12 protein-coding genes are annotated in these 12,371 nt (G+C 57.8%); 4 read left to right on the top strand and 8 right to left on the bottom strand.

Translation table 11 applies throughout. The annotated features are described in order from the left end of the window. Positions 1-37: 37 nt before the first annotated feature. On the top strand, positions 38-466 hold the full coding sequence (fur, locus tag SWE17_RS09130) for a ferric iron uptake transcriptional regulator (RefSeq protein WP_322992837.1): 429 nt from the start codon (positions 38-40) through the stop codon (positions 464-466). A 12-nt stretch (positions 467-478) separates the two neighbouring features. Here the strand turns inward: fur and hprK are convergent, their stop codons facing one another. The 4 genes from hprK to SWE17_RS09110 form a co-directional block, all read right to left on the bottom strand. Further along, positions 479-1,420: an HPr(Ser) kinase/phosphatase gene (hprK, locus tag SWE17_RS09125; RefSeq protein ID WP_322992790.1), complete on the bottom strand. Its 942-nt coding sequence runs from the start codon at positions 1,418-1,420 to the stop codon at positions 479-481. Between the two features lie 24 nt (positions 1,421-1,444). Further along, complete coding sequence (locus SWE17_RS09120) at positions 1,445-1,912, bottom strand: PTS sugar transporter subunit IIA (RefSeq protein ID WP_322992789.1); 468 nt, start codon at positions 1,910-1,912, stop codon at positions 1,445-1,447. Between the two features lie 168 nt (positions 1,913-2,080). Further along, positions 2,081-2,410 carry a ribosome hibernation-promoting factor, HPF/YfiA family gene (gene hpf / locus SWE17_RS09115; protein WP_100118000.1) on the bottom strand — a complete coding sequence of 110 codons (330 nt, stop codon included), beginning with the start codon at positions 2,408-2,410 and terminating at the stop codon, positions 2,081-2,083. Between the two features lie 209 nt (positions 2,411-2,619). Then, positions 2,620-3,846 carry an MFS transporter gene (locus SWE17_RS09110; protein WP_322992788.1) on the bottom strand — a complete coding sequence of 409 codons (1,227 nt, stop codon included), beginning with the start codon at positions 3,844-3,846 and terminating at the stop codon, positions 2,620-2,622. A 256-nt stretch (positions 3,847-4,102) separates the two neighbouring features. On the opposite strand from SWE17_RS09110, the gene corA reads away from it, so the two are divergent. After that, positions 4,103-5,089, top strand: coding sequence for a magnesium/cobalt transporter CorA (gene corA / locus SWE17_RS09105; RefSeq protein WP_322992787.1), 987 nt, complete (start codon positions 4,103-4,105; stop codon positions 5,087-5,089). Between the two features lie 7 nt (positions 5,090-5,096). Here the strand turns inward: corA and SWE17_RS09100 are convergent, their stop codons facing one another. The 4 genes from SWE17_RS09100 to SWE17_RS09085 all read right to left on the bottom strand — a co-directional run bounded on the left by SWE17_RS09100 (position 5,097) and on the right by SWE17_RS09085 (position 10,897). Beyond that, positions 5,097-5,858 (bottom strand): 5'-methylthioadenosine/adenosylhomocysteine nucleosidase, encoded by a 762-nt coding sequence (locus tag SWE17_RS09100; RefSeq protein WP_322992786.1) that lies wholly within the window; start codon positions 5,856-5,858, stop codon positions 5,097-5,099. Between the two features lie 106 nt (positions 5,859-5,964). Beyond that, entirely contained in the window at positions 5,965-7,647 is a 1,683-nt protein-coding gene (locus tag SWE17_RS09095; protein ID WP_322992785.1) for a long-chain-fatty-acid--CoA ligase, read from the bottom strand. Between the two features lie 129 nt (positions 7,648-7,776). Then, the gene (gene pntB / locus SWE17_RS09090; RefSeq protein ID WP_322992784.1) at positions 7,777-9,195 is read right to left on the bottom strand and encodes a Re/Si-specific NAD(P)(+) transhydrogenase subunit beta; all 1,419 of its coding nucleotides are present in this window, start codon (positions 9,193-9,195) and stop codon (positions 7,777-7,779) included. Between the two features lie 100 nt (positions 9,196-9,295). Then, the gene (locus SWE17_RS09085) at positions 9,296-10,897 is read right to left on the bottom strand and encodes a Re/Si-specific NAD(P)(+) transhydrogenase subunit alpha (RefSeq protein WP_322992783.1); all 1,602 of its coding nucleotides are present in this window, start codon (positions 10,895-10,897) and stop codon (positions 9,296-9,298) included. A 214-nt stretch (positions 10,898-11,111) separates the two neighbouring features. On the opposite strand from SWE17_RS09085, the gene SWE17_RS09080 reads away from it, so the two are divergent. Together SWE17_RS09080 and SWE17_RS09075 are read left to right on the top strand one after the other, a co-directional pair. Beyond that, the gene (locus SWE17_RS09080) at positions 11,112-11,606 is read left to right on the top strand and encodes an NUDIX hydrolase (protein WP_322992782.1); all 495 of its coding nucleotides are present in this window, start codon (positions 11,112-11,114) and stop codon (positions 11,604-11,606) included. After that, the gene (locus SWE17_RS09075) at positions 11,603-12,361 is read left to right on the top strand and encodes a sulfite exporter TauE/SafE family protein (RefSeq protein ID WP_322992781.1); all 759 of its coding nucleotides are present in this window, start codon (positions 11,603-11,605) and stop codon (positions 12,359-12,361) included. Before SWE17_RS09080 ends, SWE17_RS09075 begins: the two co-directional genes overlap by 4 nt. Positions 12,362-12,371 lie beyond the last annotated feature (10 nt).

Raw genomic sequence — 12,371 nt, 5'->3', positions numbered from 1 at the left:
GACTGCACCGTTCGCAACCACCCAAATGCCCGAGACCATGCGCCAAATCGACGAATTGAAAAACAATGGTCTGAAAGCCACGCTGCCACGCCTGAAAATCCTGGAAGTCTTCCAAAGTGGTGCACAACGACACATGACGGCGGAAGACGTCTACCGACACCTGTTACAGGACAACACCGACGTGGGCTTGGCCACGGTGTACCGGGTGCTGTTGCAATTTGAACAAGCGGGCATCTTGAGCCGCAACCACTTTGAAAGTGGCAAAGCGGTCTATGAACTCAACGAAGGCCAACACCACGACCACATGGTGTGCCTCGATTGCGGCAGGGTGGAAGAGTTTTATGACCCTGAAATCGAGTCACGCCAACAAGCCGTTGCGCAGGCCAAAGGTTTTGTGATCGCCGACCACGCGTTGAGTCTTTACGCGCACTGCACACAAAACCCCTGCCCCCACCGCCAGCGTTGAGGGCTCCCGCGCTCACTCCATGGCGCGTCGTTGGCGATCGATGAAGTCTTGGTACGTGTCAATGCCGCGCATTTGCAAAATCGTATTGCGCACAGCGGCCTCGACCAACACAGCGATGTTCCGGCCCGCGACCACCTGGATCACCACTTTACGAACAGGAATGCCCAAAATGTCCTGGACCAGCGGCTCCGAAGGCAGGCGTTCGTAATCGCGCTCCAAAGTCTCTTTTCGCACCAAATGGACGATCAGCTTCAGGCGCATCTTGCGACGGACTGCTGTTTCCCCAAAAATAGCCCGGATGTCCAACAAACCAATGCCACGCACTTCCAGCAGGTTTTGCAGCAAATCGGGGCAGCGTGCCTCGATGGTGGTTTGGTTGATGCGGTACAAGTCCACCGCATCATCTGCCACCAACCCATTGCCGCGCGAGATCAGCTCAAGACCCAGCTCGCTCTTGCCCAAGCCCGACTCGCCCGTGATCAACACACCCATGCCTAAAATGTCCATGAACACACCGTGCATGGTGGACCGGTCGGCAAAGTGTTTGGACAAGTAGGCCCGCAGCACATCGATGACAAAAGCCGACGACTGTTCGGTCGCAAACATCGGAATTTGGGCACGCTCACACATGGAGAGCAGGGCGTCTGGCGCGGTTTGACCGTCGGCCAAGACCAGCACTGGCGGCTCTAAAGTGACAATGCGGGCAATGCGCCGAGCACAGTCTTCGGCGGTGGCATTGCTCAGGTAAGCCACTTCGCGTGGCCCCAAAATTTGCACCCTGTACGGATGGATGTAATTGAGATAACCAACCAAATCGGCACCGGAACGTGCCTCGCGGACAGCCACCTCGTCAAAACGGCGCTCTGAAGCCCCTAAACCTGCCACCCATTGCCATTTGAGATTTTGACGGTGGTCCTCAAACAAGAGGTCTGCGCTGATGACGGTTGGTTTCATCGCCAAATCACCCCATTCAGTTCATCAGGCGGTTTGGGCAGACTGCCACTGGGCAATCAGTTGGTGCAGATTGGCTTGAACGGTACTGTTCTTGATGTTGTCCCGCAAAACAGTGTCGCTGAGCAATTCGGCGATCTCAGAAAGGATTTCCAAGTGTTTTTGTGTGGCGGCCTCAGGGACTAACAGAAAGATCAACAAATTGACCGGCTGCTCGTCAGGCGCATCAAAACCAATCGGCTTAGCCAATTGGAAGACCGCGGCCATAGGCGCCTTGAGGCCCTTGATCCGACCATGGGGGATGGCCACGCCGTGACCCAAACCTGTCGAACCCAATCGCTCACGGGCAAACAGGCTATCCGTCACCAAAGCACGAGACAAACCGTGCAGGTTCTCAAAGAGAAGTCCGGCTTCTTCGAATGCACGTTTCTTGCTGGTGGCTTCCACCCCGACAAGAACTTGTGCAACTGGCAATATGGATGAGAGACGATTCATGGTCGAGGCCGGATTATGCACCTTGCGCGGGAGGCGCCACTTTTGCCTTCTAAAACATATTTTCGTGCGCCCCTCGCCATCAGTGCAGAGGAGGCATATGCCTGTGCATCTCGCCCAAGAAAAAGGGCCACAAAGTGTGGCCCTGGTTGGAACTGGACAGCCAACGCGTCACATCATGCGTTTGGGGGCGCTGTGGTGGTGATCGGTGATGCGGTCTTTGTGCTTCACGACCTGACGGTCCAGTTTATCCACCAACTCGTCCACGGCTGCATACAGATCCTCGTGAGCGCTTTCAGCGAACAGGTCGCTGCCTTTGACATGGATGTTGCATTCTGCGCGTTGGCGCTTTTCTTTTTCTTTTTGCTTTTCGACGGTCAAAAGCACTTTGACATCCACCACCTGGTCGAAATGCCGGGTGATTCGGTCGAGTTTCCCCGTGACGTACTGACGCAATGCTGGGGTCACTTCGAGATGATGCCCACTGATGATCAAATTCATAGTCGTCGCCTCCATGGATTCAGGGTGAAAAAGCCCTGCCGAAGCAGGGCTCCAAAACCACCGTTGGGGTGGTTCAACCCCACTATGCGCCGCATAGGATGGAAAAGCAAGACGTCCTGATTTAAACCTGATAAGACCGCTGCGATTAGCGTCAAAGGCTGTTTTTAATGCTATCGTGCTGCTTGAAGCGAAACGAAATCCACTCCGGTTCAAGCGTTTTCATGAGCCGCAGGTGTGCCATGCAAGCGCAAGCAACCGGCCAGCCAAGCACTGAGGCAGCTGCTGGCAACCCCCAACAAACCCGCCACCCAATACCCGGTCAGTTGCCCCTGCGCATCTCGGCCGATGATGAGCCCCGCCACCAAAGCGGCCAGACCCATAGAAGCGGACTGCACGGCCGAATTCAAAGTCATGAACGTACCACGCAAACGAGGCTCGACAGCAGAGGAAATCATCGCCATGCCAGGGATCATCCGCCCGCTCATGACCGTGAAGAACAGCGTCGAAATGACCAACAAGCCCCAAAGGGGCAGGCCTTGAGAGAGTGTTGTGGCCATCAAGGGCACGGTCACGGCCAAAGCCAGGCGCTGGAACATCTGGACCTTGCCCACCCGATCCGTCAGACGGCCAAAATAGCGTGCGCTCAGCAATGTGGCCACACCGCCGCAAAGGTAAATCCAGGGCACCTCAGCCGTCTGCATGCCCGCGTTGGACTGCAGATAAATGGTGATGTAAGGAATGACAGTGAATGCCGCAAACATCATCAAGCCCGAGACAGCAAAAGCCTTGAGGTGGTTGGGATCGGCCAGTACCTGACCAATCCCGCGCCAGACGCTCACTCTTTCGGGGTGGTGCAGGTGCGCATCCAGCCGTGGCAAGGTTTGCCAAGCCCCCAGCGCCAGCAGACCCACCAACATTGCGATGCCCACGAAGGGCGCATGCCAATTGAAATGCGCCGCCAAAAAAAGGCCGAGCGGCACGCCCGCCACAGTGGAGACGGAAAACGAGGTCATCACCACGCTCATGGCGCGACCACGGCGCTCGAAGGGAATCACATCGGCCACGATGGTTTGGGAAAGGGCAGACAAGACCCCGCCAAACAACCCTGCAGCCACACGCGCCACCATCAACCTCACATAATCCGGCGCCAAGGCGCAAGCGAGAGTCGCCAGCCCAAACAAGCTGTACATGACCAGCAGCAACTGTTTGCGGCTAAAACGGTCAATGTAGGTGGCTGCCATCAAACCCGAGAAGCCCGCCGACAAGGTGTATGCCGAGACCAACAACCCAAACTGGGCGTTGCTGATGCCAAACAAGGCCGTGAATTGCGGCCCCAGCGGCATCATGATCATGAAATCGAGAATATGGGTGAACTGGATGCCGGCCAGCATCAAGAGCAGCCAGCGCTCACGCCGCGGGGTCAAATGTGGTGTCATGGGTCGATGCAGGGGAATTGACTGAATCTAACACCCGCCGCCCAAGGCCATGAAATAGCGGCCTGCAAAGCCCCCCTGGCAGACTATCCGGTGCGATAATCCGCCAAATATTTTTCTGGAGACACACTGCCGTGGAAACTACCCCGAGTCGGTAGCTTTCGAACGCGCTGAGCACCTCGCCCAACGTTCGAAAGCTGCAAAACACACTACGCCGCCCCTTTGGACTTTTGGCAATTGGCCATTTTTCGGATTCGCCATGCTCAACATCTTTACCCTTGTCAACGGCCGACTCTTTCAAGAAGAGATTGAGTCGTTGGAAGAACTCTCCCGTTTCCAGCCCATCTGGGTCGACCTGGAGTCGCCCACCGTTGAAGAAAAGCGCTGGATCAAACAATACTTCGGACTCTCCATCCCGGAAGACGCGATGGACGAGGACATTGAGGAGTCCGCTCGCTTTTATGAAGAAGACAACGGCGAGCTGCACATTCGGTCCGACTTTTTGATCGCTGACGATGATGAGCCCCGAACGGTCCGTTGTGCGTTCATCTTGAACCAGCACAACACCAACTTGCGCAGCCAAGGGGTGCTGTTCTCCATCCACGACGAGGACGTGCCCGTGTTCCGCCTGCTGCGCATGCGGGCACGCCGGGCTCCAGGGCTGATCGAAGACGCCAAGGAAGTACTGCTCAAACTGTTCGATGCCGACGCCGAATACTCAGCGGACACGCTCGAAGGCATTTACGACCAACTTGAAAAAGTAGGCAACACCGTGCTGTCGGGTGACGTGACCGACGCCATGGCCAGCGAAGTACTGGGCGCGATTGCCCGGCAAGAAGACATGAACGGGCGGATTCGCCGCAACGTGATGGACACCCGCCGCGCTCTGAGCTTCATGATGCGCTCCAAAATGCTCAATGCAGAGCAGTTTGAAGACGCCCGCCAGATCATGCGTGACATCGATTCGCTCGACTCGCACACTGCTTTCTTGTTCGACAAAATCAACTTCTTGATGGACGCCACGGTCGGTTTCATCAACATCAACCAGAACAAAATCATCAAGATTTTCTCGGTGGCCAGTGTGGCCTTGCTGCCGCCCACCTTGATCGCTAGCCTCTACGGTATGAACTTCCAGTACATGCCCGAGTTGTCTCAAACCTGGGGCTACCCTTACGCTTTGGCCCTGATGGTGGCCAGTGCGGTGGTGCCCATGTGGTATTTCCGCCGCCGCGGTTGGCTCAAATAAAGCGCACTCAAGCGCTGGAACGCTTGGCCAACCACTCAGACAAGATGGCTCGGCTGTAACGGCTGGCCACCTCGCTGATAAAGCGATTGAAATCGGTGTGTGCAGCGTCGTCGGCACGATCCGAAATCGTGCGCACAGCTGTAAAGGGCACACCATAGTCAAAGCACACTTGCGCCACGGCTGCGCCTTCCATCTCTACCGCCAACGCATCAGGCAATGCTTCTCGCAATGCCTGACTTTCGGCAGTGGTCGAGACAAAGCGGTCGCCACTGACGATCAAGCCCCGGTGCATTTGGGGTAAGGCCAATTCAAATTGGGTCAAGGTGTCTGGGCCCAAAAACCGATCTGCTTCTTGCAGCACTTGTTGCGCAGCATCGGCCAATTGCACCGACAACGCTGCATCCGTCTCAAAAATCGCCCGCCCATACAAGGGCACCTCGTGGCGAAGGAAAAGCGGTGAAGCATCCATGTCATGCTGCACCAAACCACTGGCCACCACCACATCACCCACGCGCACCCCCTGCCCCAAGCCGCCCGCTGCCCCTGTGAACACCAAAGCGTCCACCCCAAAACGCTCCAGCATCACCGTAGCGGTGGTGGCTGCAGCCACTTTGCCAATCCGTGAGAGCACCGCCACGACCGCATGGCCTTGCCAGTGCCCCACCCAAAAGTCGCGGCCCGCCACCGTCACCCGTTGCTCATCCGGCATGTCAGCCAGAACAGCCGCGAGCTCTTCGTGCAGGGCACTCATGATGCCAATCACAGCCATGGCCAGCCCCCTGCTTTTTGGTTAAGAATTGGTATGAATTGAAAACGGCCACAAGAGAACTTGTGGCCGTTGGTCTGCGTCCCGGCGCATCTGCGCCAGCTCAAGGTCAAGCCTTGTTGCGCAGCTCACGCCGCAAAATTTTGCCAACAGGGGTCTTGGGCAATTCATCGCGAAACTCGATGATACGAGGCTGCTTGTAAGCAGTCATGTTCTCGCGGCAGTAAGCCATGATTTGCTCGGCGGTCAAGGCAGGGTCCTTTTTGACCACCACCAGCTTCACCGTCTCACCGGTTTTGTCGTCTGGCACTCCGATGGCAGCGCATTCGAGCACGCCAGGGCAAGCCGAGGCCACTTCTTCCACCTCGTTGGGGTAGACGTTGAAACCGCTGACCAAGATCATGTCTTTTTTGCGATCCACAATTTTGAAGAAGCCTTGCTCGTCAATGGTGCCCACATCACCCGACTTGAAATAACCATCGGCTGTCATGACCTTGGCTGTTTCGTCAGGACGCTGCCAGTAACCGGCCATGACCTGTGGGCCCTTGATGGCGATTTCGCCAGGCATGCCCGGGGTCGTCACTTCATGGCCATCATCGTCCAACAGCTTCATGAAGGTGCCAGGGATCGGCACACCAATCGTGCCGGTAAATGCCTTGCTGATGGTCAGGTTACAACTGGCCGAGGGACTGGTTTCTGACAGACCATAGCCTTCACAAATAGGGCAACCGGTTTTCTCTAGCCACAACTTGGCGACGTTGGGTGTGACGGCCGTGCCGCCCCCCAAAGACACCAGCAGATTCGACCAATTCACCGTGCCGAAATCAGGGTGGTTGGCCAGACCGTTGAACAAAGTGTTCACGGCTGGAAAACTGTGGAACGTGTGCTTGGACAGTTCTTTCAGGACCGCAGGCAAATCACGCGGATTGGGGATCAGAATGGTTTTGCCGCCCATTCGCAAGCCCAGCATCATGTTCACCGTGAAAGCGAAGATGTGGTACAGCGGCAAAGCGCACACCGAAGTGGGCTGCTGCCCTGCTGGCATGCGCTTCATGGCAGGCTGGTTCCAAGCCTCGGACTGCAAAACGTTCGCAATCACGTTGCGGTGCAAAAGCACTGCGCCTTTGGACACACCCGTGGTGCCGCCTGTGTACTGCAGCACGGCAATGTCATCGGCGGAGAGCTCGGGTTTGCGAAACGCTTGCTGGCGGCCCTTGCTCAGGGCATCATTGAAGCGAACCCCTTGTGGCAAATTGAAGGCGGGCACCATCTTCTTGACGTTGCGCACCACGTAATTGACCAAGCTGCCTTTGAGCAGGCCCAAGCGGTCACCCATAGACGCCAGCACCACATGCTGCACAGGGGTTTGGGCGATGCATTTTTCAAGTGTGGCGGCAAAGTTCTCGATGATCACAATGGCCTTGGCACCCGAGTCCTTCAGCTGGTGTTCCAGTTCGCGCGCGGTGTACAAAGGATTGACGTTAACCACCACAAAACCCGCACGCAAAATAGCTGCCACTGCCACAGGATACTGGGGCACATTGGGCATCATGATCGCGACGCGATCGCCTTTGCTCAAGCCCAAGGATTGCAAGTAAGCCGCCATGGCCAGACTGTCCTGGTCGGTTTGAGCAAAGCTGAACTCCTTGCCCATGAAGCTGTAAGCAGCACGTTCTGAAAACTTGGAAAAACTCTCTTCGAGCAAACCGACCAAGGAGGTGTATTGGGTCGGGTCAATGTCGGCGGGGACGCCTTCCGGGTAACTCTTGAGCCAAATGGGATTTGCATTCATGTGGGGTTCTCCTGCGGGCCAGTCTACCGTAGATCTGACTGATAACTGACACCAAAAGCCTCGGGGTTTACGCGAAAAAAAGGGGGTGAACACCGTTCACCCCCTCGTTTCTACCAATGCACTGAGTTCTTAGGATTTCAAAGCCAGCAGCACCTCGTCCAGCATCTTTTTGGCATCGCCAAACAACATGCGGTTGTTCTCTTTGTAAAACAGTGGGTTGTCCACACCCGCGTAACCGCTGGCCATGGAGCGCTTCATGACAATACTGGTGCGGGCTTTCCAGACTTCGAGCACCGGCATGCCGGCGATCGGGCTGGTCGGGTCGTCTTGCGCAGCGGGGTTCACGATGTCGTTAGCACCAATCACGATGGCTACGTCGGTCTCTGGGAAATCGTCGTTGAGTTCGTCCATCTCGAACACGATGTCGTAAGGCACTTTGGCCTCGGCCAGCAACACGTTCATGTGGCCAGGCATGCGTCCCGCCACGGGGTGGATGCCAAAGCGCACGTTCACGCCTTTGTCACGCAGTGTCTTGGTGATTTCAAACACCGTGTGCTGGGCTTGGGCCACGGCCATGCCGTAGCCGGGCACCACGATCACGTTTTTCGCGTCGCGCAGCAACTCGGCGGTTTCGGCTGCCAGGATGGGGCTGACTTCACCTTGCGGCTCGGCCGCTTCGCCTGTTGGCTTGGGCGCTGCGGCTGTGGTGCCAAAGCCCCCGGCGATCACGCTGATGAAGCTGCGGTTCATGGCATTGCACATGATGTACGACAAAATCGCGCCACTCGAACCCACCAAGGCACCGATCACGATCAGCAAGTCGTTGCTCAGCATGAAGCCGGTAGCCGCTGCGGCCCAGCCAGAGTAGCTGTTGAGCATGGACACCACCACCGGCATGTCGGCGCCACCAATGGCCATGACCATGTGGATGCCAAACAGCAAGGCGATGGCGGTCATGATGATCAAGGGCACCATGCCGTCTTGCACGGTGTGGGCGTTCATGAATTCGCGGCCAAAGTAAACCACCGCGATCAACCCCACCAGGTTGAGCCAGTGGCGAGCCGGCAAGAGCAAAGGGCTCCCGCCGATACGGCCCGACAACTTGCCAAACGCCGCCACCGAACCCGAGAAGGTCACCGCGCCGATGAAGATGCCGATGTAGATTTCACCCGCGTGGATGGCGTGCGCTGCGCTGTCCAAATTCTTGGAAGCTTCCGGGTCCACATACGTCGCGTAACCCACCAGCGCCGCGGCCATTCCGACCATGCTGTGCATGAGCGCCACGAGTTCAGGCATTTGCGTCATCTGCACTTTGCGCGCAGCGTACAAACCAATGATGGCGCCCACCAGCACGGAGCCCACGATCATGGGAATGCCTTCGGCTGTGACTTGCGGGCCAAAGATGGTGGCCAGCACGGCCAAGCTCATGCCGATCATGCCGTAGAGGTTGCCGCGCCGTGCGGTTACCTGGTTGGACAAACCGCCCAGGCTGAGGATGAAAAGAATGGTCGCGCCGATGTAGGCGACCGTGGCCAGACTTGAGTTCATAAACGTCTCTTTTCTTAATCGGTTGGGAACAGCACTAAAGAGCTGTCCTCAAAGTCTTAATCGGTCGGGGGCAGAGCTGAAGATCTGTCCCCAAAGTTTTTTACTTTCGGAACATCGCCAGCATGCGCTGGGTGACGGCAAAGCCGCCAAACATGTTGATGGCCGTCAGCACCAGCGCCAAAGCGGCCAAGATGGCGATCAGCGTGTTGGGGCGTCCAGCAGCGGCCATGGGCGAAATCTGCACCAGCGCACCGATGGCGATGATGGAGCTGATCGCGTTGGTCACGCTCATGAGCGGTGTGTGCAAAGCGGGCTTGACGTTCCAAACCACCATGTAGCCCACAAAGCAGGCCAACACAAACACCGTGAAGTGCGACAGGAAGGCCGCTGGCGCATAAGCACCCACCAGCACCAGCAGCACAGCAGCGACCGCCGAAACGATCAGCAACTGGCCCAGCGGCATGGGGCCAGATGGCTCGCCATGGCCGTGGCCTTTTTTGGCGGCAGGCGCGGCAGCGGGCTTGGGGGCGGGCTTGGGGGCCACCACCAAAGGCGGCGCAGGCCAGGTGATTTCGCCGTTCTTGATGACCGTCAGGCCCCGAATCGCGTCGTCTTCCATGTTGACGTTGATCACGCCATCTTTGGTCTTGCACAACTCTTCGGTCAAGCGGAACAGGTTGGTGCCGTACAGCGTGGACGACTGGCGCGCCATGCGCGAAGCCAGATCGGTGTAACCGACGATGGTCACGCCGTGCTTGACCACAGCCTTGCCGGGTTCGGTCAACTCGCAGTTGCCGCCTTGCTCAGCGGCCATGTCCACGATCACGCTGCCGGGCTTCATGCTTTGCACCATCTCGGCCGTGATCAGCTTGGGTGCGGGTTTGCCGGGGATCAGCGCGGTGGTGATGATGATGTCGCACTCTTTCGCTTGCTTGGCGTACATCTCACGCTGCGCGGCCTGAAAGCCTTCGCTCATGACCTTGGCGTAACCGCCACCGCCCGAGCCTTCTTCTTCGTAATCCACCTTGACGAACTCACCGCCGAGCGACACGACCTGGTCGGCCACTTCAGCACGGGTGTCGTTGGCACGCACGATGGCGCCCAGGCTGGCGGCCGCGCCAATGGCGGCCAAACCGGCCACACCGGCACCGGCAATGAACACTTTGGCAGGGGGCACTTTGCCCGCGGCCGTGATCTGGCCGTTGAAGAAACGGCCGAAGGCGTTGGCCGACTCGACCACAGCGCGGTAGCCGCTCACACCCGCCATCGAGGTCAAGGCGTCCATTTTCTGGGCGCGGCTGAGGGTACGGGGCAAAGCATCAATCGACAGCGCGGTGACCTTTTTGGCCGCCAGCTGCTGCATCAAATCGGGGTTTTGGGCGGGCCACAAGAAGCCGATCAGCGTCTGGCCTTCGTGCGTCAGGGCCACTTCGTCGGGCGTGGGGGCACGCACTTTAAAAACGATGTCGCTGCCGCTCCAAAGTGCCGCAGCGTTGGGGGCAATGGTCGCGCCTGCTTCCACAAAAGCCGCGTCCGACAGGTCGGCCAGCTCGCCAGCGCCTTGCTCCACCACAACGGCAAAGCCGAGCTTGACCAGTTTGGTCACCGCATCGGGGACCGTGGCTACCCGTTTTTCACCGGGAAAAATCTCTTTGGGCACGCCAATGCGCTGAGGCGTGGCGGCGGTATCGCCTGTTTGCATGTTTGTCTCCTCGCTCAATCTACAAAAAATAAGCAATGCTCCAGCTTAACCGATGTCAAGCTTTTTCAGGGGTGAGCATGCTTTGTTCAACTGCACATCATTGCGCACACGGCAAATATCAGTCATTCCTGATATTAACCAAAAACTCCCATCAATTCCTTGGACAGAGTCCCCAAAACGGTGCGATGCCTTAGCAAGCATCGATAATCAATCCATGGATACACGCTGGAAACCCAATGTCACGGTTGCCGCCATCATTGAAAAAGAGGGCCGCTACCTGTTGATCGAAGAGCACACCCAAGAAGGTTTGCGCCTGAACAACCCGGCCGGTCACCTCGACCCGGGCGAATCACCGGCCGAAGGCTGTGCCCGTGAAGCCTTGGAAGAAACGGCACATCCTTTCACACCCACATCGTTAGTGGGCATTTACTTGTCGCGCTTCCAACGCCCCGCAACGGGTGAGGACATCACCTATGTTCGCATGGCTTTTTGCGGCGACATAGGAGCGTTGCAGCCCCACCTGAAACTGGATGAGGGCATTGTGCGCACCCTTTGGATGACTCCTGACGAAGTGCGTGCCAGTACCGATCGACATCGCAGTCCTTTGGTTTTACGTTGCATGGAAGACCACCTGTCTGGTCAACGCTTTCCCCTGGCCGTGATCCACACCGATCCGGCTGTGGCCAATTTGCCGCCATTGCGCCCATGATCGGCGCTTGGCCCAACGAAGCCCTTTGGCTACTGACGGGTGCCGCCGCTTTTGCCGCAGGGGTACTCAACGCCATTGCCGGTGGCGGCAGCTTTCTGACGTTTCCAGCCTTGGTGTTTGCTGGCGTTCCGCCCTTGGCGGCCAATGCCACCAGCGCCATGGCCGTCAGCCCAGGCTATTTGGGCAGCGTTCTCGGCTTCCGGTCTGAGCTTCGCACCTTGCCCCGCGCCTTGCTGCAGCGGGAGGTGCTCATCGCGGCCGTCGGTGGGCTGATTGGTGCAGGCTTGCTGTTGATAACCCCAGACCGCGTGTTTGCAGGCCTGGTGCCGTGGCTTTTGCTCTTGGCCACCGCATTGTTTGCCGCAGGCCCTTGGCTAGCCAAACGCCATGGTGGCCAAGGCCAAGCTGCCTGGCGCCTACCCGGCCTGATGGCTGTGTCCATTTATGGTGGTTATTTCAACGGCGGTTTGGGCATTTTGCTGATGGCCCTGTACACCTTGACAGGCGAGAGCCGGCTGAACACGGTCAATGCACTGAAAAACCTCAACTCGTTTGTGCTGTCCTTGCTGTCGGTCGCCGCCTTCGCCGTGGCAGGTGCCATCGTATGGCCCCAAGCACTCTGGATGATGGCACTGGCCACCGTAGGCGGTTGGGTTGGAGCACGTTGGGCCAAGCGGCTCCCGGCCCGTTGGGTCCGCGGCTTGGTCATCGGTACTGGCCTCGTCATGAGCAGCGTGTTTTTCTACCGCGCTTGAATCGACCCGC

This window comes from Limnohabitans sp. (assembly GCF_034680285.1).
Lineage (GTDB): Bacteria > Pseudomonadota > Gammaproteobacteria > Burkholderiales > Burkholderiaceae_C > Limnohabitans_A.
This window is presented reverse-complemented; position numbering and strand designations above follow the sequence as displayed.

What these genes read in the sequence shown, in the direction of transcription:
- SWE17_RS09085 (WP_322992783.1), bottom strand. Translation starts at nt 10,897, where the DNA reads ATGCAAACAGGCGATACCGCCGCCACGCCTCAGCGCATTGGCGTGCCC.
- hprK (WP_322992790.1), bottom strand. Translation starts at nt 1,420, where the DNA reads ATGAAACCAACCGTCATCAGCGCAGACCTCTTGTTTGAGGACCACCGT.
- SWE17_RS09120 (WP_322992789.1), bottom strand. Translation starts at nt 1,912, where the DNA reads ATGAATCGTCTCTCATCCATATTGCCAGTTGCACAAGTTCTTGTCGGG.
- pntB (WP_322992784.1), bottom strand. Translation starts at nt 9,195, where the DNA reads ATGAACTCAAGTCTGGCCACGGTCGCCTACATCGGCGCGACCATTCTT.
- corA (WP_322992787.1), top strand. Translation starts at nt 4,103, where the DNA reads ATGCTCAACATCTTTACCCTTGTCAACGGCCGACTCTTTCAAGAAGAG.
- SWE17_RS09075 (WP_322992781.1), top strand. Translation starts at nt 11,603, where the DNA reads ATGATCGGCGCTTGGCCCAACGAAGCCCTTTGGCTACTGACGGGTGCC.
- hpf (WP_100118000.1), bottom strand. Translation starts at nt 2,410, where the DNA reads ATGAATTTGATCATCAGTGGGCATCATCTCGAAGTGACCCCAGCATTG.
- fur (WP_322992837.1), top strand. Translation starts at nt 38, where the DNA reads ATGCGCCAAATCGACGAATTGAAAAACAATGGTCTGAAAGCCACGCTG.
- SWE17_RS09110 (WP_322992788.1), bottom strand. Translation starts at nt 3,846, where the DNA reads ATGACACCACATTTGACCCCGCGGCGTGAGCGCTGGCTGCTCTTGATG.
- SWE17_RS09100 (WP_322992786.1), bottom strand. Translation starts at nt 5,858, where the DNA reads ATGGCTGTGATTGGCATCATGAGTGCCCTGCACGAAGAGCTCGCGGCT.
- SWE17_RS09095 (WP_322992785.1), bottom strand. Translation starts at nt 7,647, where the DNA reads ATGAATGCAAATCCCATTTGGCTCAAGAGTTACCCGGAAGGCGTCCCC.
- SWE17_RS09080 (WP_322992782.1), top strand. Translation starts at nt 11,112, where the DNA reads ATGGATACACGCTGGAAACCCAATGTCACGGTTGCCGCCATCATTGAA.